This window comes from Pseudomonas sp. TE12508 (genome assembly GCF_056279485.1).
In genome coordinates, this window is sequence record NZ_JBWCCN010000009.1 from 1 (window position 1) to 21633 (window position 21633).

A 21633-nucleotide genomic window follows, 5' to 3' on the forward strand; every position below is an offset into this window, starting at 1 on the left:
CTTGCACGGGTCGTATTTGCACTGCTGAAAGGGCAGAGTGAATACCAAGCGAAAACGGGTTGAGGGCTTCCCCTCAACCATAGAATCTCCCACAGTAGATTGTGGTGGGTTCAGTAAATCCCCGGAATCAATCGCCAGCTACGGGCGCAGTAAGCCTCGTATTCACTGCCAAACTGCGCGCGTAACAGCGCTTCTTCGGAGCGAATGCGGGCAATCAGCGGGATCAACATCAGCGCCACCAGCAGCAACCCGACCCCGGAGCGAAAGGCCAGCGCCCAGCCCACGCCATTGATCAGCAGCCCCAAATAACTGGGGTTGCGCAAGGTCCGATAAATCCCGTCGGTGACCAGCCGGTGCCCCGGCTGAATCGCCACCAGACCGCTGAAGCGTTTGCCCAATACAAACACCGGCCACATCCGCAGTGCGCCGCCGCCGATGAACAACAGCGCGCCCAGCCAGCGCACGCCCTCGCCACCGAAGGTCCAGAAGTCGATCCGGTCGGTATAGGCTGGCAGGTACCCACTCAACAGCCCAAGTACCCCGAAAACCGGCAATACCCAGCGATTGGCCCGGTCTTCACGTTCGCCGGAGCTCAGGTTGCCCTCGCTGAACAAAGACACGATCGCCATCACCAGGGTTGCAAGCGCAATGACCACCAGCGGCGGGTGCGAGAAAAAAGCTGCCAACCCGCCCAGCCCGACTACCGCCAGAGCGAGGTAGGCAAGGGTGCTGACGAGGGCGAAAAACGCGAGTTTGGCCGAGATTTTCATGACTGACTTCGCAAAGGACATGTAGGAGCTGCCGAAGGCTGCGATCTTTTGACCCTATCAATATCGCTCAAAAATCAAAAGATCGCAGCCTGCGGCAGCTCCTGCGCGGGGCAGCGCGTTATCGCCAGGACGATAGCCGCGGGGCTGGGTGAACTAAGCTTGGATAAGGATGATTCTATCTATTCACTCCCGGCGCGTTGGACATCTCGTTGAGTCGGGAGCGTCACAAGGAGCACACGATGCTTCACATCAGAACGCCCCTGATTCTGCACCCAGGCCTGTCAACCCCGACCCGGCGAATCTGGCTCAAGCTGGAAAACCTGCAACCCAGCGGCTCGTTCAAACTGCGCGGCATGGGCCTGCTGTGCAGTCAGGCAGCGGAGCAGGGCAAGCACAAAGTGGTCTGTCCTTCCGGGGGGAATGCCGGGTTGGCCACCGCTGTGGCCGCTGCCAGCCTGGGGCTGAAAGCCTGCATCGTGGTGCCGAATACCACCCCGGAAACCACCCGCGCCAGGATCAGGAAAACCGGTGCCGAGGTGATCGTTCATGGCAAGGTCTGGGACGAAGCCAATCAACGGGCGAAAGAACTCGCAAAGGGCGCGGACACCGAATACGTGCCAGCCTTCGATCATCCAGTGTTGTGGGAAGGGCACAGCACGATGATCGATGAAATTCTCGAGGACTGTCCTCAGGTCGATGTGTTGGTGACGTCGGTGGGCGGCGGAGGGTTGCTGGCGGGCCTGCTCACTGGACTGATCCGTCATCAGCGTATGGATTGTCGAATCGTTGCTTGCGAAACCCAGGGCGCGGCGTCTTTCGCGGCCGCCATCAGTGCCGGCCACCCGGTCAGATTGCCGCGCATCGATACCGTCGCCACCTCACTTGGCGCGGCGCAGGTGGCGGCCTGGCCGGTGCAACACATCCTCGATTTTGCGCATGAGTGCGTGGTGCTCAGCGATGATGAGGCGATCATGGGCGTGGTTCGTTACGCCAACGACCTGCGTCAGTTGGTCGAGCCAGCGTGCGGCGTTTCATTGGCGGTGGCGTACCTCGACCATCCGGCGATCGCCGAGGCCCATGATGTGGTGATTGTGGTGTGCGGCGGCGTCAGCATCAGCGCGCAATTGGTCGCCGGCTGGGCACGCCTGTCCGCTGGGGCGCAAGCAACCTAGGGCCCGAACACTATCCAGTGTTGCGAGCCCCACGGCTGATTTTTGCAGGTTTCAGCGACTGGATCTTATTGAGCGAGGATTGCTTTGGCCAAGTCCTCGTCGCTTGCCTTGAGGTCGGGATGATTCTGTCGAATTTCCTTCAGCACCGACTCCAGATAAACGCCGCGAATCGTACCGCCACTCGCCACGAAGCTAGAGGCATCATCCCGTGCGGGAATCACGATTTTGTCATCCTTGAACGTCGAGTACAGCGATGCGGAGACCCCGGCCGAAGTGGCGACATCTTTTGCATCTACATCGGCCATGGCCGAACCAACGGGCAAACAAAGCACTAGTGAAGATATGAGCAACAGACGGCGCATGACGGCGTCCTCCGAAAGCGGAAAGGAAGTAACACATAATTTAGGATGCCTGACGGTGCTCAGGAGTTCCCTGCCGATTCGATATAGGCACAGGTGAGCGCTCAGAACCGCACGGTTGCGCCATCGTCAGCCACTGATCACGCAGCCGGATCGTGGTATCTGACGAACACCCGACCCTGTATGTAACCCGTGACGGGATCTTCATGGGCATGCTGGCGATAATCTCCAGCGTGGTCGATTATCGAGGCGAGGGCTGGCTTGAATGAATGGAGGGCAGGTGAGCGTCGATATCGAATGCGTGGTGGTCGGGGCCGGTGTGGTCGGGCTGGCGGTGGCCAGGGCTTTGGCGCGGATCGGGCGAGAAGTGATTCTGGTCGAGGCTGGCGAGGGGATTGGCGTGGGCATCAGCTCGCGCAATTCGGAAGTGATCCACGCCGGTATCTATTACCCGAGCGGCAGTCTCAAGGCGCAATTGTGCGTGGAGGGCAGGCAACGGCTGTACGCCTTCTGCGATGAACGCGGCGTCGATTACCGGCGTATCGGCAAGCTGATCGTGGCCACCGATGAACGTCAGCGCCATGCCTTGCAGGCGTTGCTGGAGCAGGGCCGGCGCAACGGTGTCGATGACCTGCAATGGCTGGATACCGGGCAGGCGCGGGCGCTTGAACCGGCGTTGTCCTGCGTTGCCGCGCTCTGGTCGCCATCCACCGGCATCGTCGATTCCCATGCCCTGATGCTGGCGCTTCAGGCAGATGCTGAAGCGTGCGGTACTTCGATAGCCTTTCACACGCCATTGGAATCGGCCCGTTGCACCGGGCACGGTTTCGAGTTGTACATGGGTGGGGCCCAGCCGATGACGTTGAGCTGTCGTCAGTTGATCAATTGCGCGGGATTGTCCGCGCCTGAAGTGGCGCGCCGGATCGAAGGCTTGCCAGCGCAGCACGTTCCCAAGGCCTGGCTGTGCAAGGGCAGTTACTTCAGTTTCAGCGGCCGGGCGCCGTTCCGGCATCTGGTTTACCCGGCACCGGAAAGCGCCGGGCTGGGCGTGCACATGACCCTGGACCTGGGCGGTCAGGCGCGTTTCGGGCCGGATGTCGAATGGGTCGAGCAAGTCGATTACCGCGTCGATCCCCGCCGTAGCGAAGGTTTCTATCAGGCGATCCGGCGTTACTGGCCGGCATTGCCCGATAACAGCCTGCAACCGGCCTACAGCGGGATTCGCCCGAAGATCAGCGGGCCGAGCGAACCGGCCGCAGACTTCATCATCAGCGGCCCGGATGTGCATGGCGTGCCGGGGTTGGTCAACCTGTTCGGCATCGAATCACCGGGGCTGACCAGTTGCCTGGCGCTGGCCGACCGGGTGGTAAAAATACTAGCCGCTCCGCATTCCTCGTAGCAGCTGGCGCAGCCTGCGTTCGGCTGCGAAGCAGTCGTGAATTCAGGCACTGCGGTCTATCAGGTAAACCGCATGGGCAGGTTTTACGACTGCTGCGCAGCCGAACGCAGGCTTCGCCAGCTGCTACACAGGTCGTCGTGAAGGTGCCGGTTATCAGTGTCTGCGATGCCATTCACCGCGAGGGCTATTCTTGGCAATGCGCCCATCCTCATGGGAGACCTCTGATGATCAACGTACGCACTGCCCGCATGCTCGCCGATTACAGGCACTGGGCCGATCAGCGACTCTTTGACAGCCTCATGGCGCTGCCACCGGAAGAGCTCAACCGCAAACGGGTGTCGGTGTTCAACAACATCATCGGCACCTTGAACCATATCTACGTGGTGGACTGCATCTGGCAAGCCCACCTGGAGGGCCGAGGGCACGACTTCAAAACCTCACATGACCTGCTCCATACCGAACTCCCCGAGCTGCGAATGGCGCAACAGGAGATCGATCAATGGTTCTGTGGATGGAGTGCGGCCCAGACCGACGATTCGCTGGATCAACCCATCGAATTCACCTCCGTCGCGGGGGAAAGCGGGGTCATGAGCGCCGGCGCGATGCTGTTGCATGTGGTCAACCACGCCAGTTATCACCGAGGCTGGGTGGTCCAGATGTACGTCGAGATTCCGGCCCTGCCGCCGATCACTGATCTGCCGGTGTTTCTGCGCGAGGTTCCGGGGTATTGAATCGAGTTTCCCGGCCCAAGCAAATCCCCTGTGGGAGCGACCTGTGGCGAGGGGGCTTGCCCCCGTTGGGCTGCGAAGCAGCCCCAAAATCTCTGATGTACCAAAGATCTTGTGAGTGCTGCGCACTCAAACGGGGGCAAGCCCCCTCGCCACAAGCCCGCTCCCACAGGTTATGTGTCAGTTCAGGAGATTTGGGTCAGGCCTGAGCAATCAAACTCTGCCGGCAATCAAGCACCAACAACGCACCACCCAGTTCGCTGCTGCCCACTTCCAGCGTAAACCCATGCAGGCTGACGATGGCCGCGACGATCGACAGGCCCAGCCCGAATCCGCTTTGCGGGTTACCGCCCTCGGCGCGATAGAAGCGCTGAAACACCGCCTCACGTTCGGCCAGCGCAATGCCGGGGCCGGAGTCGAGTACTTCGATTCGTGTATGCCCGGCGTCATTCACCCCACGCAAAATCACCTTGCCACCCGGCGGCGTGAACTTGATCGAGTTGCTCAGCAAATTCGCCACGGCTTCGAACAGCAGCGCCCGGTCGCCATTGAGTCGGGGCAGGGACTCGGGCAGTTGCAGTTCAAAGGTCAGTTCGCCTTCTTCGGCCAGCGGCAGATAAAAGTCATGCAACTCTTGCAGCAACGGCACCGGGTCCAGTTGCACGAAACCCGAACGGCGCTGGCGATCCTCCAGCTCGGAAATCCGCAACAGCCCACGAAAACGCGCCATCAAGGTATCGGCTTCGCCGAGCACCGAATCCAGTTGCACGGCCAGCGTCGAACCGTCATCGGCCTGCTGCTGAATCCGGTACAGCTGCGCCCGCAGGCGCGTCAGCGGTGTGCGCAGGTCATGGGCGATGTTGTCGCACACGCCCTTGACCTCGTTCATCAAGCGCTCGATGCGTTCAAGCATGGCGTTGACGATGGCGGCGAGCATGTCCAGTTCGTCACGGCGGTTGGACAGCGGCAGGCGCCGGGTCAAGTCACCGGCGACGATGGCTTCGGCGCTGGCCTGGATCGCCCGGATCCGCCGCAGCGGGCGCCGTCTCAATAAGTGCCAGCCGGCGATGCCGGGCAGAATGGTCAGCGACACGCCCCACAGCAGCGCATGCAGGATGATCCGGGTCACGGCAAACAACGAACCGTTGTCCCGCACCAGTACCAGCCAGCGCCCGTCCAGGGTTCGGGTTGCCGTGGCATCGCAACTGTCGGCGGGCAGGGTCGGGTCGTCGGCGTCGACGCAATCGCTGAGAATGTGAATTTTGCCGTCCAGCGGCAGGCCTTGGGGGATCTGGCGCAAGGGCCCGCTGAGGTGACGCCGCTGGTCATCGAACAGGCCATAGGCATCGATGCCGCGAACGTCGAAGGTCACACTGGCGGCGAGGGCGTCCTCCAGTTGCGCGCCCTGGAATCGGGAAAACAGATGCTGACGTTGCATCAACGAATGCTTGGCCAGGGTGTCCAGGTAGCTGGACACCTCGTAGTACATGACCCCCATGAGAATCCCGCTCCAGGCCACGAACAGCGAACTGTAGAGCGCCAGCAAGCGGCTGCTGGAGGAACGCCAGCCTTTAGAGGGGTTCAGCAATGACATAACCCGAGCCTCGCACGGTCCGAATCAGTGGGGCTTTGCCGGGCGGGTCGATCTTTTTGCGCAGACGGCCGATGTGCACGTCGATCAGGTTGGTGCCGGGGTCGAAGTGATAACCCCAGACCTCTTCGAAAATCATCATTCGCGACAAGATCTGCCCGGTGTTGCGCATCAGAAATTCCAGCAACTTGTATTCGGTGGGCAGCAGCGTCAGCAACTGGCTGTCGCGGCTGGCCTCGTGGCTGATCAGGTTCAGCTCCAGATCCGCCACGCGCAATGTGGTGGCCTGGGCGGTCACGGTGTTCTGCCGGCGCAGCAAGACTTCGACCCGGGCGGCCATTTCATCGGTGGCGAATGGTTTGGTCAGGTAATCGTCGCCGCCGGCGCGCAAGCCGCGAACCCGTTCATCGACATCGGAGAGGGCGCTGATCATCAGGATCGGCGTGGCCACGCCCATGGTGCGCAGGGTGGTGACAATCGCCAGGCCATCGAGCTCCGGCAGCATGCGGTCGAGGGTGATCAGGTCGTAGTCGCCACTGACCGCGCGCGCAAGCCCCTCGCGGCCATTGTCGACCCAATCCACGTCGAGGCCGTGGCTACTCAGTTCGGCGACGATTTCCCGGGCGGTCACAGCGTCGTCTTCGATGGTCAAGATGCGGGTCATAGGGCTTGCCTGATAATCGGTTCAATACGAAGTGGGGCTCATTTTGCCAAGAATTACGCGCGGCTTTTTAAATTAACTTTCATGTTGCCTCGTGAGCCTGCCCGGAACGTTGATATCATCCGGCCATAACTCTAAAGGGAAGCTGCACTGTGCGCACTTTAATGGTTCGTGGCTGGATGCCGATGTTTTTGCTGTTGTTGTGCATGTTCGGCTCCTCCGCCTGGGCTGCCAACACGCCATGTTCGGGGAAGAAGGGCGGCATCGATCGTTGCGACGGCGATCTGTTCCTGTGCAATGACGGCTCCATCAGTGGTTCGAAGAAAAGTTGCTCGGCGATGTTTGGCAGTAAAGACCAAGCGCGACCGCAGACGCTGTTGCAGGATTCCGATGGCTGCGCCTGCGGCACCGGCACGTTCTGCACCGGGCCAAGAGGCGGGGTGTATTGCCTGACGCCCAGCGGCAACAAGAGCTACAAGCGCAAGTAATTCATTTAGCGCAATGCATAAAACCCGCCGATATGGCCGGCTCCTTGCAAACTGCATGACCCTGAGAAGTTCATTGTTTTCAACTTATTGAAATAGAAAGATTTATCTAAGTGGTGCGACTGGCACGTTGACTGCAATTGCTCGTTTGACGAGTTGTAACACCTGCCTGGAGCACTACAACAATGAACAGATCCTCTGATGGTTTTTATCCTGTCGCAGATGAGTTCAGCACGCTCTCGGGCGTGTCCTGGGCCGCTATCTTCGCCGGGGCTGCGGCGGCTGCGGCGTTGTCGCTGATTCTCGTACTGCTTGGTTTTGGCCTGGGTTTTTCGGCGGTTTCGCCGTGGGCCCATGAAGGCGTCAGCGCCAAGGGCCTGGGTATCTCGACGATTATCTGGCTGGCCTTTACTCAGATCGTGGCGTCTGGGCTCGGCGGCTACATCGCCGGTCGCCTGCGGGTGAGGTGGGCCTACCTGCACGGCGATGAGGTCTACTTCCGTGACACCGCCCATGGCTTCCTGGCCTGGTGTATCGCGACGCTGGTGACCGCGACCCTGGTGGTCGGTTCGGTCAGCAACATCGTCAGCGGCGGCGTGCAGGCCGGGGCAACGGTCGCCGGCGGTGCCGCCAGCGCCATGACCCAGGCTGCCGGTAGCGCGGTCGGTAATACCGACAATGATCCGTACGGTTACTTCATCGACAGCCTGTTTCGTGATGATCGGCCAGTCGCTGTCAGCGAGGACGCCGTCAATGGCACCGTCACCCGGATCTTCGCGCGCAGCCTGCGTAACGACGGTCAACTGGCGCCCGAGGATCGGACCTACCTGGCACAACTGGTCGCCCAGCGGACCAACCTCACTCAAGCGGACGCCGAACGTCGTGTCGATGAAGTCTATGCCCGCACCCAAAAAGCCGTCGCCGACGCCAAACTGGCCGCGCAACAAGCGGCTGATACCGCGGCCAAAGCCGCAGCGTTGACGGCGTTGTGGATGTTCGTCGCGCTACTGGCCGGTGCATTTTTTGCCAGCCTCGCCGCGATCTTCGGCGGTCGTCGTCGGGATGCCGTGGAGTACCTGGAAACCGATGCCTACGTGACCACCACAACCACGACGCTGCCACCTGTTCGCTAACCCGGGAGAACCCTCATGCGCTCTATATTGCTGTTCCTTCTTGGTGTACCGATCCCGATCATCATTCTGATTGCCTTGCTGACGTGATCCCTTTGAGACGCTTGCCTGCGCCGCTTCTATCTCCGGTAGAAGCGGCGTTTTGCTTTTCGGATGCCCAAGCAGCGAGAATCGCCCCAGCAGGAGCTCATCCGCTCCCACTTTTAATGTTGTGTTGCCTGACAGGAGAAATACCTTGGACAAAAAGGAAAGCAAACGGCAACTGGTGACGATGCTCGAAAGCGGGCGTTCGAAGACCGAAATTTTCAAGACGCTGTCCGGCGGGGAGGTCAAGGATCGGGTGCTGGCGTACTGGATCGGTGCCTATGCGGACCCTGCGCTGTGTCAGCGGCACTCCGGCAAGATCAAGACATTACTGTTTCTGACGATTGCTCAAGCGTTGCTCGGTGCAGTCTTCGGGTTCTTCCTCGGCTCGATGATCGGGCCAGGTGCCGCTGTGTTTTTCACCCTGTTTGCCGCAGGGGTGCCGCTGCTGTTCGCCTGGGGTTTTTACAGGAACGTTGCGCAGGCCTACACCATTTACGTGATCCTGTCCCTGAGCCAGTTTCCACGCATGTTTCAAGGGTTTGAGGAAGATCCGTTGCTGACGCTCGTCGGTGCCGGGATCACCCTGGGCATGGTGTTTTTTGTCGCTTACCTCAAAACGCTGTTGTTCCCGGACTTGGGATTCCTCGGCTCGAAGAAGGTCAAAGGACGCTACGTGTTTTCCAGCTGAAGATCGGTGCCGAGCGCGGCAGAAATGGAATGCTTGAGGACGCCTTCGCGGGCAAGTCGGATCGCCGCACCGCTCGCTCCTACAGGTAGCCCGCATGATCGGCGATGACCTGTGATGATCGTTCCCACGCTCCGCGTGGGAATGCCGCCCCGGACGCTCCGCGTCCGATATGACGCAGAGCGTCATTGGATGCATTCCCACGCAGAGCATGGGAACGATCGTTGTGGCTCAGTTAATCGGCGTACCGACAAACACCTCAAGCCCCTCGGCATACGCCGTGAACGCGCTGATCCGCGCAAACCGCGCGGCTTCCACCTGATCCGGCACCACCAGGTTGGTAAAACTCCAGGCCACCGCCAGGGTAATCCCGTCCTGCGCAATCGAACCGTCGGTCTTCAGTGGCTGTTTTTCCAGCTCCCGCTCCAGCGCCGAATACGCCGCGGCCAATTGCCCTTCGACCCGTTCCACCCAGGGCGCGTACTGAATTTCCGCTGGCCGCAGGTTACGTTCGTAGTAAAGCTGCACCGACTTCTCACATGCTGCCAACGCCAGGCCGATCAGCCGTAGCGAGCGCAAGCGTTGCTGCAGATCGTTGGGTATCAGGCTGTTACCCGGCGCGGCCAGAGCTTCCAGGTAGTCGATGATCAGCGTCGAATCCATCAACACCTCGCCGTCATCCAGCACCAGGGTCGGCGCTTTCACCACCGGGTTGATCTGCTGGAACTGCTCGAAGTTTCTGAACACCGAAACCGACTCGTGCTCCAGTGGTATGCCCAGGCATTTGGCGGAAATGGCGACGCGCCGTACGTAGGGCGAATCCAGCATGCCGATCAGTTTCATTAAGCCTCTCCTCGACGGTCCTTGGGGGATGGACAACCTTAGCTGAGGTTCAGCAACTCGCAAACAGCCTCGCGTTAATCCTCAAAGGCTAATCCTCAAACCCCACCTGCTCATGAATCTCATCGACCTTCAATTCCAGTCGATAAGCCACGGCGATAAACAGCGCCTGGCACAGGCACAAGGTCGCGCTCAACGAACGGAAGGCAAACGAACTGCCTTCGTTGACCAACAGCACCGTGTTGGCGCGCTTGGCCAAAGGTGAAAGGTTGCTGTCGGTGATGATCAGGGTTTTCGCCTGATGGTGCTGGGCAATACGCAGGCAGTGCTGGGTTTCCTTGCCGTAGGGCGTAAAGCTGATGGCGATCACCAGGTCATTGGCGCGCACGCTGCGCATCTGCTCGCGGTAACTGCCGCCCAGACCCGACACCAGGTGGATGCGCTTGTTGGTGTGTTGCAGGTTGTAGACCAGGTAGTCGGCCACCGCGAACGAGCGGCGCACCCCGACTACGTAGATGTTGTCGGCATTCACCACTAGGTCCACGGCCTTGTCGAAGGCTTGGTCATCGAGTTCCAGCCCCAGCCGCTCGATGCCCGACAGGGTGGCATTGATGCATTCGCGCGCCAGGTCGCCGCCGCTGGCTTTCTGCGACTTGTTGGCGATCATGCTGCGAATACGCTGCTGGTAATTCTGCACCGGCGTGGTCTTGTGGGTGTAGGCCTCGCGAAACAGCGCCTGCATTTCACTGAAACCGCTGAACCCGAAACGCTGGGAAAACCGCACGATGGCCGACGGGTGCACTTCGCATTCACGGGCGATGTCGCTGATGCGGTCGACCATGATCCGGTCGCTCTGCTGGCTCATATAGCTGGCGATGCGTTTGAGCTGGCGCGGCAGGCTTTCGTATTCATCGGTGATCAACTGCAACAAACGCTCGGCATTGATCGGAGGGCTGGCGAGATCGCTGTCGGGCGTGCTCTCGGTCGTAGCCGGCTGATCGGTGCGGGACATAAGGAATCCTTCTGGCTTGTGCTTATAGAGATGACAGGTCGCGTCATCCCCTGACAATAGGTTGGCTGTGCGCAGTCTACAGGGTAGGCCGGAATAAAATCTTGAGCTTGCGCCCGCCTTGGGGTCTGCTGAAACGATGCACTGTGTCTGGAACGCTTGTGTAAAAGTTTATTGGAAAAAATATTCCACGCAAAAATATTTAGAATAATTATTGATTGTTCGGTCCCGGTCGTTTTAGTCTGCATCCACCAAGAGTGTTCGGCGCCTTCATCGCCCCGAACGCAGGCTGATAAAAATAACAGGAGCCAGCATGGGCCAGACTCGTTTTGCCAGTGGGCGTCAATTGGATCTGATTTGCCTGGGGCGCCTAGGCGTCGACCTCTATGCGCAGCAAGTCGGAGCGCGGCTGGAGGATGTGAGCAGCTTCGCCAAATACCTCGGCGGTTCGTCCGCCAACATCGCCTTCGGCACCGCTCGGCTAGGTCTGAAGTCGGCGATGCTGAGCCGGGTAGGGGACGACCACATGGGTCGCTTCCTCGTTGAATCGCTGGCCCGCGAAGGCTGCGACGTCAACGGCATCAAGGTCGATCCGGAACGTCTGACCGCCATGGTCCTGCTGGGCCTCAAGGACCGCGAAACCTTTCCGTTGGTGTTCTACCGCGAAAACTGCGCCGACATGGCGTTGCGCGCCGAAGACATCAACGAAGCCTTCATTGCTTCCAGCAAAGCCCTGCTGATTACCGGCACCCATTTCTCCACCGACGGCGTCTACAAGGCGAGCATTCAGGCGCTGGACTATGCCGAGAAGCACAACGTCAAACGGGTGCTGGACATCGACTATCGCCCGGTGCTCTGGGGCCTGGCCGGCAAGGCAGACGGCGAAACCCGGTTCGTCGCCGACCAGAATGTCAGCCAGCACGTGCAGAAAATCCTCCCGCGCTTCGACCTGATCGTCGGCACTGAAGAAGAATTCCTGATTGCCGGGGGCTCCGAGGATTTGCTCACTGCATTGCAAAACGTCCGGCGCCTGAGCGCGGCGACGTTGGTGGTCAAGCTCGGCCCGCAAGGCTGCACGGTGATTCACGGAGTGATTCCGGCGCGTCTCGAAGACGGCGCGATCTACCCCGGCGTGCGCGTCGAAGTGCTGAATGTGCTGGGGGCCGGCGATGCCTTCATGTCGGGTTTCCTCAGCGGCTGGCTGGAGGATGCCAGCGACGAGCGTTGCTGCCAGTTGGCCAATGCCTGTGGCGCTCTGGTGGTGTCGCGCCACGCCTGCGCCCCGGCGATGCCGACCCGTGCCGAACTCGACTATCTATTCAACAGCCCGGTGCCAATCACCCGGCCGGATCAGGACGCCGTGTTGCAGCGACTGCATCAGGTCAGCGTGCCACGCAAACAGTGGAAGCAACTGTTCATCTTCGCTTTCGATCATCGCGGGCAACTGGTGGAACTGGCCCACAAGGGCGGACGCGACCTGAGCAGCATTGGCGAACTCAAACAACTCTTTATCAAAGCCGTGGAACGGGTCGAAGCGGATTTGCGTGAGCAGGGCGTCGACGCCGACGTCGGCTTGCTGGCCGATCAACGTTTCGGTCAGGACTCGCTGAATGCTGCCACCGGTCGCGGCTGGTGGGTGGCACGGCCGGTGGAGGTGCAGGGCTCGCGGCCATTGGCGTTCGAGCACGGTCGCTCGATCGGCAGCAACCTGATCGCTTGGCCACAAGAGCAGATCATCAAATGCCTGGTGCAATTCCACCCCGACGACGAGCCACTGCTGCGTCTGGAGCAGGAAGCACAGATCAAGGGCCTGTATCAGGCGTCGCAAGTCAGCGGTCATGAACTGCTGCTGGAGATTATTCCGCCCAAGGATCACCCATCACAGCATCCGGAAGTGCTGTATCGCGCCCTCAAACGCCTCTACAACCTGGGCATCTACCCAGCATGGTGGAAGATCGAAGCGCAAAGCGCCGAGGAATGGAAACAACTCGACGAGCTGATTCAGGAACGCGATCCGTATTGCCGTGGCGTGGTGCTGCTGGGCTTGAATGCACCGGCGGCAGCGTTGGCCGAAGGGTTTCAGCAGGCCAGCCAGAGCCAGACCTGTCGTGGTTTCGCCGTAGGCCGGACGATTTTCCAGGAGCCGAGCCGCGCGTGGATGGCCGGTGAAATCGACGACGAAACGCTGATCCGCCAGGTGCAGGGCACGTTCGTCGAATTGATCGAGGCCTGGCGCACGGCCCGGGCCTGAACAAATTAGCTGATTGATGGGGCTTTTGTGGCGAGGGAGCTTGCTCCCGCTGGACTGCGAAGCAGTCCCAAATCAACCAGCCCGGTGCATCAGGTAAACCGCATTCACAGGTTTGCGACTGCTTCGCAGCCGAGCGGGAGCAAGCTCCCTCGCCACATGTGATCGGTTGAACATTTTAGTAAAAACAATAAAAGGTGCAGCCATGCCCGCTATCCGAATTGGCATCAACCCGATCTCCTGGAGCAACGACGACTTGCCGTCCCTCGGTGGCGAGACGCCGTTGAGCACCGCCCTCAGCGAAGGCAAGGACATCGGCTACGAAGGCTTCGAACTCAACGGTAAATTCCCCAAGGACGCCAAAGGCGTCGGCGACGTGCTGCGGCCCTACGATCTGGCGCTGGTGTCCGGCTGGTATTCCAGCCGTCTGGCCCGCCGCTCCGTGGCCGAGGAAATCGACGCCATCGCCAGCCATGTCGAGCTGCTGGCGAAGAACGGCGCCAAGGTGCTGGTCTATGGCGAAGTCGCCGACTCGATTCAAGGCCAGCGCATCCCACTGGTCGAGCGTCCACGTTTTCACACCGAGCAGGCCTGGCAGGAATACGCCGACAAACTCACCGAACTGGCACGCTTCACCCTGTCCCAGGGCGTGCGTCTGGCGTATCACCATCACATGGGCGCCTACGTCGAATCCCCGGCCGACATCGACAAACTGATGGCATTGACCGGCAGCGAAGTCGGCCTGCTGTTCGATTCGGGCCACTGCTACATGGGCGGCGGTGAGCCCTTGCAGGTGCTGCGCAAACACATCGAACGCATCTGCCACGTGCATTTCAAGGACGTGCGCAAACCGGTGGTGCAACTGGCGCGCAACAACCTGTGGAGCTTCCCGGACTGCATCATCAATGGCACGTTCACCGTGCCCGGCGATGGCGATATCGATTTTGGCGCCTTGCTCGACGTCCTGCTGGGCGCCGATTACCACGGCTGGCTGGTGGTCGAGGCCGAGCAGGATCCGGCGGTGGCACCGAGTTATGTCTATGCCAAAAAAGGCTACGACACGCTGCGTGCGCTGCTCGACGAGAGGATTAAGTGATGAGCCTGTTGGTCAAGAGTAATGCACGCGGGCGGACCATGGTCGAGTTGGGGCAGGGTGAACTGGAATACGTCGGCTTCGCCGCTTACCGCCTGAGCCTCGGCGAAACCCTGCCGGTCAGCGCCGGTGACAAGGAACTGTGTCTGGTGCTGCTCAGCGGTCGGGTCAGCATCAAAGGTGAAGCTCCGGGGCAGGGCGCGTTTGACTGGGACAACATCGGCGATCGCCAATCGGTCTTCGAAGACAAATCGCCATTCGCCGCGTACTTGCCACCGGGCAGTCAGGCGCAAGTGGTCGCACTCAGCGACGTGCAGATCGCCGTCTGCGCCGCGCCCGGTTCGACCGCCGAAAATCACAGCCCACGGCTGATCAAACCCGACAGCATGAAACGCAGCGTGCGCGGCAAGGGCGCCAATACCCGTTACGTCTGCGACATCCTGCCGGACACCGAACCGGCCCATTCGCTGCTGGTGGTGGAAGTGCGTACGCCGTCCGGGCACTCCTCGAGCTACCCGCCGCACAAGCACGACACCGACGATCTACCGCACCAGAGCTTTCTCGAAGAAACCTATTACCACCAGATCAACCCGCCCCAGGGCTTCGTGTTCCAGCGGGTCTACACCGACGATCGCAGCATCGACCAGGCCATGGCCGTGGAAAACAGCGACCTGGTCGTCGTGCCCAAGGGCTATCACCCGGTCAGCGTGCCCTACGGCTACGAGTCGTATTACCTGAACGTGATGGCCGGGCCGAAACGCGTCTGGCAGTTCCACAACGATCCGCAGCACAGCTGGCTGTTGGATCTCTGAATTTCAACATTCAAAGGGAGAACAAGAACAATGAGCGATGCCCCGGTAATAGGCCATTACATCGACGGTCAGGTACAGGACAGTGGTAGCGAACGCTTCAGCAATGTCTTCAACCCGGCCACCGGCGCGGTACAGGCGCGGGTCGGGCTGGCCAGCCAGAAGACCGTGGACGATGCCGTCGCCTCGGCCCTGCAGGCGTTCCCTGCGTGGTCCGAGCAATCGTCCCTGCGCCGTTCGCGGGTGATGTTCAAGTTCAAGGAACTGCTCGACCGTCATCACAATGAACTGGCGCAAATCATCAGCCGCGAACACGGCAAGGTGTTCTCGGACGCCAAGGGCGAAGTAACGCGCGGCATCGAAATCGTCGAGTACGCCTGTGGCGCACCGAACCTGCTGAAAACCGATTTCAGCGACAACATCGGCGGCGGCATCGACAACTGGAACCTGCGCCAGCCGTTGGGTGTGTGTGCCGGCGTCACGCCGTTCAACTTCCCGGTGATGGTGCCGCTGTGGATGATCCCGCTGGCGCTGGTCACCGGTAACTGCTTCATCCTCAAACCTTCCGAGCGCGACCCGTCGGCCAGTTTGCTGATGGCCCGTTTGCTCACCGAAGCCGGGTTGCCGGACGGTGTGTTCAACGTGGTCCAGGGCGACAAGGCCGCGGTCGACGCCTTGCTGCAACACCCGGACATCGAGGCGATTTCCTTTGTCGGCTCAACGCCGATTGCCGAGTACATCCACCAGCAAGCGACCTCGCGCGGCAAACGCGTACAGGCGCTGGGCGGGGCGAAGAACCACATGATCGTCATGCCCGACGCCGATCTGGACCAAGCGGCAGATGCATTGATCGGCGCCGCTTACGGCTCGGCCGGTGAGCGCTGCATGGCGATTTCGATTGCCGTGGCGGTCGGCGATGTCGGCGACCAACTGATTGCCAAACTGCTGCCGCGCATCGATCAACTGAAAGTCGGCGATGGCATGCAGGGCGACAGCGACATGGGGCCACTGGTGACCGCCGAGCACAAGGCCAAGGTCGAGGGCTTTATCGGTGAAGGCGTGGCCCAGGGTGCGCAGCTGATTGTCGACGGGCGCAACTTCAAGGTGCCGGGGGCCGAGAACGGTTTCTTCGTCGGCGCGACGCTGTTCGACAACGTCACGACCGAGATGAGCATCTACCAGCAAGAGATCTTCGGGCCGGTGCTGGGCATCGTGCGCGTGCCGGATTTCGCCAGCGCCGTGGCGCTGATCAATGCCCATGAATTCGGCAACGGCGTGTCGTGTTTTACCAGCGATGGCGGCATCGCCCGCTCGTTTGCCCGCAACATCAAGGTCGGCATGGTCGGCATCAACGTACCGATTCCGGTGCCCATGGCCTGGCATTCGTTTGGCGGCTGGAAGCGCTCGCTGTTCGGTGATCACCACGCTTACGGTGAAGAAGGCATCCGCTTCTACAGCCGCTACAAAAGCGTGATGCAACGCTGGCCTGACAGCATCGCCAAGGGCCCTGAATTCAGTATGCCGACAGCCAAATAATTCACTTGTGCGGAGAACAATAAAAAATGAGCAAACCCCTGCGTTTCGCCCTGAATCGTATGGTCGCCCCACGTTTGTCCCTGCCCGCGTTCATCGAGTTGGCGGTGACCCTCAAGGCTGACGCCATCGAGATCCGCAACGACCTCAAGGGTGTCGAGATCGAGGACGGCACCGCGCCCGAACACGTGCGTGAGTTGTGCGCGGCCAAAGGCATCACCGTATTGTCGATCAACGCGCTGTATCCGTTCGATGTGTGGAATGACGAGCGCCGTGCACACGCTCTGAAACTCGCCGCTTATGCCCGTGATTGTGGCGCGCAGGGTTTGGTGATGTGCCCGTTGAACGACCGTGCCGATCCACGAACCGAGGCGCAGCGTGCTTCCGGGCTGCGCACGGCGTTGAGTGAACTGGCGCCGATCCTGCGCGATCACGGCATCCTCGGTTTCATCGAGCCGCTGGGTTTCGAAGAATGCTCGCTACGGCGCAAACGCACGGCGGTCGACGCGATCAAGGCCATCGGTGGGCTGGATGTGTTCCGTCTGGTGCATGACACCTTTCACCATCACTTGGCCAGCGAACATGAATTCTTCCCCGAGCTGACCGGGCTGGTGCACATCTCCGGCGTCGAAGATGCCGAGGCGCCACTGGCGACCATCCGCGACGGCCACCGGGTGCTGGTGGGCGAGGGCGACATCCTCGGTAACGCGGCGCAGATCGACACCTTGCTCAGTAGCGGCTACAGCGGCTACCTGTCGTTCGAACCGTTCGCCGACAGCGTCCATGGCCTGGCGGATATCCAGACGGCGATTGGCGCGAGTATGGACCACTTGCAGAAATCCCTGGCCTGACAACACTTTTGGGCTGATGGAGATCAACTGTGGGAGCGAGCCTGCTCGCGATGATGGCGGCACATTCAACATTGATATCGCCTGACACACCGCAATCGCGAGCAGGCTCGCTCCCACAGGGTTTCTTCACGTATTGAAGGATCGGACATGACCACAACAAGACTGACCATGGCCCAGGCCCTGGTGAAATTCCTCGATAACCAGTACATCGAGGTCGATGGGGTTCAGAGCAAATTCGTCGCCGGGATCTTTACCATTTTCGGCCACGGTAACGTGCTGGGTCTGGGGCAAGCCCTGGAACAGGACAGCGGCGACCTGATCGTCCATCAGGGTCGCAACGAGCAAGGCATGGCCCACGCCGCCATCGGTTTTGCCAAGCAACACCTGCGGCGCAAGATCTACGCCTGCTCTTCATCGGTAGGGCCGGGGGCGGCGAACATGCTGACCGCTGCCGCGACGGCCACTGCCAACCGTATTCCCTTGCTGCTGTTGCCCGGTGACGTTTATGCGTGCCGCCAACCGGACCCGGTGTTGCAACAGATCGAGCAGTTCCACGACCTGAGCATCAGCACCAACGATGCGTTCAAGGCCGTGAGCAAATACTGGGACCGGATCAACCGCCCTGAGCAACTGATGACCGCGGCGATCCACGCCATGCGCGTGCTCACCGACCCCGCCGAAACCGGCGCGGTGACCCTGGCCTTGCCGCAAGACGTGCAGGCCGAGGCGTACGACTATCCCGATTACTTCCTGAAAAAACGCGTACACCGCATCGAACGCCGGCCGGGCACCGAAGCGATGCTCGGTGATGCGTTGGCCCTGTTCAAAGGCAAGCGCAAGCCGCTGATCATCTGCGGCGGTGGGGTCAAATATTCCGGCGCCAATGCAGCGTTGCAGGCGTTCGCGGAGCGCTTCGATATTCCCTTTGCCGAAACCCAGGCCGGCAAGAGCGCGGTGGTGTCCAGCCATCCGCTGAACGTTGGCGGGATCGGCGAAACCGGTTGCCTGGCGGCGAACCTGCTGGCCAAGGACGCTGATTTGATCATCGGTGTCGGCACTCGCTACAGCGATTTCACCACCGCTTCGAAATCCTTGTTCAAGCACCCGGACGTGCAATTTCTCAACCTCAACATCAGCCCCTGCGATGCGCTGAAGCTCGACGGCGTGCAGCTGCTGGCGGACGCCAAAACCGGCTTGCAGGCACTGGCCGAAGCACTGGGCGATTACCGCTCGAGCTGGGGCGATCAACCCCGTCAAGCCAAGGCGCAACTGGATGAAGAAGTCGATCGCATTTATCAGGTCGAATACCAAGCGAAAGATTTCGTTCCGGAAATCAACGACCACATGGACCCGGCAGTGCTGCGCGAATTCATCGAGCTGACCGGTTCCTGCCTGACTCAGAGCCGGGTGCTCGGCGTGCTCAATGAAACCCTGGCCGATGACGCCGTGATCGTCGCTGCCGCTGGCAGTTTGCCCGGTGACCTGCAACGCAGCTGGCGCAGCAAGGGCGTGAACACCTACCACGTCGAGTACGGTTATTCGTGCATGGGTTACGAGGTGAACGCCGCACTGGGCGTGAAGCTTGCCGAGCCTGAGCGCGAGGTCTACGCACTGGTGGGCGACGGCTCCTACATGATGCTGCACTCGGAGCTGGCGACCTCGATCCAGGAGCGGCGCAAGATCAACGTGGTGCTGCTGGACAACATGACCTTCGGCTGCATCAACAACCTGCAAATGGAACACGGCATGGACAGCTTCGGCACCGAGTTCCGTTTTCGCAACCCTGAAACCGGCAAGCTCGATGGCGGTTTCGTGCCGGTGGATTTCGCCATGAGCGCGGCGGCTTATGGCTGCAAGACTTACAAAGTGAACACCGTTGAAGAGTTGCAAGCTGCGTTGGCGGATGCGCGGTTGCAGACGGTGTCGACGCTGATCGATATCAAGGTTTTGCCCAAGACGATGATTCACAAATACCTGTCGTGGTGGCGGGTCGGCGTGGCGCAAGTCTCCACCAGCGCCCGCACCGATGCGGTGGCCAAGACCCTGAACGAACGACTGGCCAAGGCCCGTCAATACTGATTGCCCTGAACGAACCCACAGGAGTGTTTATATGTCTTTGCTTTCCAATTCGTTGCGGATCGGCGTTATCGGCACCGGGGCCATCGGCCAGGACCACATCCGTCGTTGCAGCCAGACCTTGCTCAACAGCCAGGTCGTCGCGGTCACCGACATCAATTTGCAGCAAGCGGCCAAGGTCGTTTCCGATCTGAAACTGACTGCCGAGGTCTATCCCGACGGTCATGCGCTGATCAAGGCACCGGAAGTCGAAGCGATCCTCGTGACCTCCTGGGGCCCGAGCCACGAAGAATTTGTACTGGCAGCGATTGCCGCCGGCAAACCGGTGTTCTGCGAGAAACCACTGGCGGTCACTGCCGAAGGCTGCCGCAAGATCGTCGAGGCCGAAGTGGCCCACGGCAAGCGGCTGGTGCAGGTCGGTTTCATGCGCCCGTACGATGAGGGTTATCGGGCGTTGAAAGCAGTGATCGACAGCGGCCAGATCGGCGAGCCGTTGATGCTGCATTGCGCCCACCGCAACCCGACCGTGGGTGAGAACTACAAGACCGACATGGCGATCACCGACACGCTGATCCATGAGCTGGATGTGTTGCGCTGGTTGCTCGACGACGATTATGTGTCGGTGCAAGTGGTGTTCCCGCGCAAGACCAGCAAGGCCCACGCCCATTTGAAAGACCCGCAGATCGTGCTGCTGGAAACCGCCAAGGGCACGCGCATCGATGTGGAAGTGTTCGTCAACTGCCAGTACGGCTACGACATCCAGTGCGAAGTGGTGGGGGAGACCGGCATCGCCAAACTGCCGGAGCCGTCGCAGGTTCAATTGCGCAGCGGGGCGAAGCTGTCCAATGCAATTTTGATGGACTGGAAGGACCGGTTCATCGCCGCGTATGACGTCGAATTGCAGGCGTTCATTGATGGCGTGCGGACCGGGCAGGTCGGCGGGCCATCGGCATGGGATGGTTTCGCGGCAGCGGTGGCGGCGGATGCCTGCATCGAAGCGCAGAACAGCGGCCAGATCGTCAAAGTCGGCCTGCCAGACCGCCCCCATTTCTACGGCTAACCACTGATCCTCTGTAACTGATCGTTCCCACGCTCTGCGTGGGAATGCATCCCGTGACGCTCCGCGTCACAAAACGGACGCAGAGCGTCCATGGCGGCGTTCCCACGCAGATCGTGGGAACGATCAGCGTAAGGTGATGGAGAACAAAAAAACATGCGCATCGCACTAGACCCCTACATGTACCGCAACCTGTCCCTGGGAAAGATGGTCGACAAGGTTGCCGAGCTTGGTTACGAACACATCGAGTTGTCGCCCCGGGAAGATTTCCTGCCGTTCTATAAAGCCCCGCGGGTCGACAAGGCGCGGATCAAGGAATTTCGCAAAGCCTTGAGCGACACCGGGGTCAAACTCTCTTCCTTATTACCGATGTACCACTGGGCTGCCGCCGATGAAGGTTTGCGTGTGGCCGCCGTGCGTAACTGGAAGCGCGCGATCCAGATTGCCGTGGAGATGGACTGCGAACTGGTCAATACCGAGTTCACCGGCCAGTCGGACAACCCGCTGGTGTGCGAAAACCAGTTCATGCGCTCCATGGACGAGCTGATCCCCGAGTTCGAACGCGAAGGCATCAAGCTCGATATCCAGGCCCATCCTTATGACTTCTGCGAGCGCAACAATGAGTCGGTAGACATCATTCGCGGTCTGGACCGTGACTGGATCAACTACCTCTACGCCGCGCCGCACACGTTTTTCTATGACGACGGTGTCGGTGACATCGCCTCGATGCTCAAGTACGCCGGCTCGAAACTGACGCACCTGATCATCGCCGATACCTACAACCACAAGGCGTCCTCGGGCTTGCGCTACATCGTCAACCCGCCGGGCGTCACCGCCACCGTGCACCAGCATCTGGACATCGGCCAGGGTGAGGTCGACTGGGAAGCGTTCTTCGGCACTTTGCGCGAGATCAAGTTCGATGGCATCGCGACCGTCTCGGTATTCGCCTGGGAAGACCGGCCGGACGAGTCCAACCGCATGATGCTCGAACGCGTGACCCGCGAACTCTGCCAATAACCCCGTAACCGATCGTTCCCACGCTCCGCGTGG

General features: G+C 60.5%; 20 protein-coding genes. 14 read left to right on the forward strand and 6 right to left on the reverse strand.

All coding sequences use genetic code 11. The annotated features are described in order from the left end of the window. Positions 1-110: 110 nt before the first annotated feature. Complete coding sequence (locus ACZ9IM_RS13875; RefSeq protein ID WP_427623038.1) at positions 111-770, reverse strand: methyltransferase family protein; 660 nt, start codon at positions 768-770, stop codon at positions 111-113. A 239-nt stretch (positions 771-1009) separates the two neighbouring features. On the opposite strand from ACZ9IM_RS13875, the gene ACZ9IM_RS13880 reads away from it, so the two are divergent. Next, a complete protein-coding gene (locus tag ACZ9IM_RS13880) occupies positions 1010-1942 on the forward strand; it encodes a pyridoxal-phosphate dependent enzyme (RefSeq protein ID WP_427623039.1) in 933 nt (310 codons plus the stop codon). Between the two features lie 65 nt (positions 1943-2007). On the opposite strand, the gene ACZ9IM_RS13885 is transcribed toward ACZ9IM_RS13880, so the two are convergent. Beyond that, entirely contained in the window at positions 2008-2304 is a 297-nt protein-coding gene (locus ACZ9IM_RS13885) for a DUF2388 domain-containing protein (protein ID WP_008012177.1), read from the reverse strand. A 277-nt stretch (positions 2305-2581) separates the two neighbouring features. Here ACZ9IM_RS13885 and ACZ9IM_RS13890 point away from each other — a divergent pair, with 277 nt between their 5' ends. Beyond that, complete coding sequence (locus ACZ9IM_RS13890; protein ID WP_476224244.1) at positions 2582-3700, forward strand: NAD(P)/FAD-dependent oxidoreductase; 1119 nt, start codon at positions 2582-2584, stop codon at positions 3698-3700. Between the two features lie 224 nt (positions 3701-3924). Next, positions 3925-4431: a DinB family protein gene (locus tag ACZ9IM_RS13895; RefSeq protein ID WP_008070680.1), complete on the forward strand. Its 507-nt coding sequence runs from the start codon at positions 3925-3927 to the stop codon at positions 4429-4431. 196 nt (positions 4432-4627) lie between these two features. Here the strand turns inward: ACZ9IM_RS13895 and ACZ9IM_RS13900 are convergent, their stop codons facing one another. Then, on the reverse strand, positions 4628-6022 hold the full coding sequence (locus ACZ9IM_RS13900) for a sensor histidine kinase (RefSeq protein ID WP_476224245.1): 1395 nt from the start codon (positions 6020-6022) through the stop codon (positions 4628-4630). After that, positions 6000-6683 carry a response regulator transcription factor gene (locus ACZ9IM_RS13905; RefSeq protein WP_123494142.1) on the reverse strand — a complete coding sequence of 228 codons (684 nt, stop codon included), beginning with the start codon at positions 6681-6683 and terminating at the stop codon, positions 6000-6002. Before ACZ9IM_RS13905 ends, ACZ9IM_RS13900 begins: the two co-directional genes overlap by 23 nt. 161 nt (positions 6684-6844) lie before the next feature. On the opposite strand from ACZ9IM_RS13905, the gene ACZ9IM_RS13910 reads away from it, so the two are divergent. From ACZ9IM_RS13910 to ACZ9IM_RS13920, 3 genes are all read left to right on the forward strand, one after another. Further along, positions 6845-7168, forward strand: coding sequence for a YdcA family protein (locus ACZ9IM_RS13910; protein ID WP_123360836.1), 324 nt, complete (start codon positions 6845-6847; stop codon positions 7166-7168). A 182-nt stretch (positions 7169-7350) separates the two neighbouring features. Further along, a complete protein-coding gene (locus ACZ9IM_RS13915) occupies positions 7351-8298 on the forward strand; it encodes a hypothetical protein (RefSeq protein WP_427623042.1) in 948 nt (315 codons plus the stop codon). Positions 8299-8530: 232 nt separating this feature from the next. Next, a complete protein-coding gene (locus ACZ9IM_RS13920; RefSeq protein WP_476224246.1) occupies positions 8531-9070 on the forward strand; it encodes a hypothetical protein in 540 nt (179 codons plus the stop codon). A gap of 228 nt (positions 9071-9298) precedes the next feature. On the opposite strand, the gene ACZ9IM_RS13925 is transcribed toward ACZ9IM_RS13920, so the two are convergent. Next, entirely contained in the window at positions 9299-9910 is a 612-nt protein-coding gene (locus ACZ9IM_RS13925) for a glutathione S-transferase (RefSeq protein WP_476224247.1), read from the reverse strand. Between the two features lie 88 nt (positions 9911-9998). Next, the gene (locus ACZ9IM_RS13930; protein ID WP_007907898.1) at positions 9999-10919 is read right to left on the reverse strand and encodes a MurR/RpiR family transcriptional regulator; all 921 of its coding nucleotides are present in this window, start codon (positions 10917-10919) and stop codon (positions 9999-10001) included. Between the two features lie 310 nt (positions 10920-11229). Between ACZ9IM_RS13930 and ACZ9IM_RS13935 the strand changes: the two genes are divergently transcribed. The 8 genes from ACZ9IM_RS13935 (at position 11230) to ACZ9IM_RS13970 (ending at position 21600) form a co-directional block, all read left to right on the forward strand. Beyond that, positions 11230-13167 carry a bifunctional 5-dehydro-2-deoxygluconokinase/5-dehydro-2-deoxyphosphogluconate aldolase gene (locus tag ACZ9IM_RS13935; RefSeq protein ID WP_476224248.1) on the forward strand — a complete coding sequence of 646 codons (1938 nt, stop codon included), beginning with the start codon at positions 11230-11232 and terminating at the stop codon, positions 13165-13167. 202 nt (positions 13168-13369) lie between these two features. Then, the gene (iolE, locus tag ACZ9IM_RS13940) at positions 13370-14260 is read left to right on the forward strand and encodes a myo-inosose-2 dehydratase (protein WP_427623046.1); all 891 of its coding nucleotides are present in this window, start codon (positions 13370-13372) and stop codon (positions 14258-14260) included. Next, the gene (iolB, locus tag ACZ9IM_RS13945) at positions 14260-15069 is read left to right on the forward strand and encodes a 5-deoxy-glucuronate isomerase (RefSeq protein WP_123494154.1); all 810 of its coding nucleotides are present in this window, start codon (positions 14260-14262) and stop codon (positions 15067-15069) included. Before iolE ends, iolB begins: the two co-directional genes overlap by 1 nt. Before the next feature lie 30 nt (positions 15070-15099). Continuing rightward, on the forward strand, positions 15100-16602 hold the full coding sequence (locus ACZ9IM_RS13950; protein ID WP_476224249.1) for a CoA-acylating methylmalonate-semialdehyde dehydrogenase: 1503 nt from the start codon (positions 15100-15102) through the stop codon (positions 16600-16602). 26 nt (positions 16603-16628) lie between these two features. Next, on the forward strand, positions 16629-17450 hold the full coding sequence (locus ACZ9IM_RS13955) for a TIM barrel protein (RefSeq protein WP_123494158.1): 822 nt from the start codon (positions 16629-16631) through the stop codon (positions 17448-17450). 147 nt (positions 17451-17597) lie between these two features. Next, the gene (iolD, locus tag ACZ9IM_RS13960; protein ID WP_476224250.1) at positions 17598-19529 is read left to right on the forward strand and encodes a 3D-(3,5/4)-trihydroxycyclohexane-1,2-dione acylhydrolase (decyclizing); all 1932 of its coding nucleotides are present in this window, start codon (positions 17598-17600) and stop codon (positions 19527-19529) included. A 31-nt stretch (positions 19530-19560) separates the two neighbouring features. Further along, positions 19561-20586, forward strand: a complete 1026-nt coding sequence (gene iolG, locus ACZ9IM_RS13965) for a bifunctional inositol 2-dehydrogenase/D-chiro-inositol 1-dehydrogenase (RefSeq protein ID WP_123494162.1) — start codon at positions 19561-19563, stop codon at positions 20584-20586. A 153-nt stretch (positions 20587-20739) separates the two neighbouring features. Continuing rightward, positions 20740-21600, forward strand: a complete 861-nt coding sequence (locus ACZ9IM_RS13970) for a sugar phosphate isomerase/epimerase family protein (RefSeq protein ID WP_448724532.1) — start codon at positions 20740-20742, stop codon at positions 21598-21600. Positions 21601-21633 lie beyond the last annotated feature (33 nt).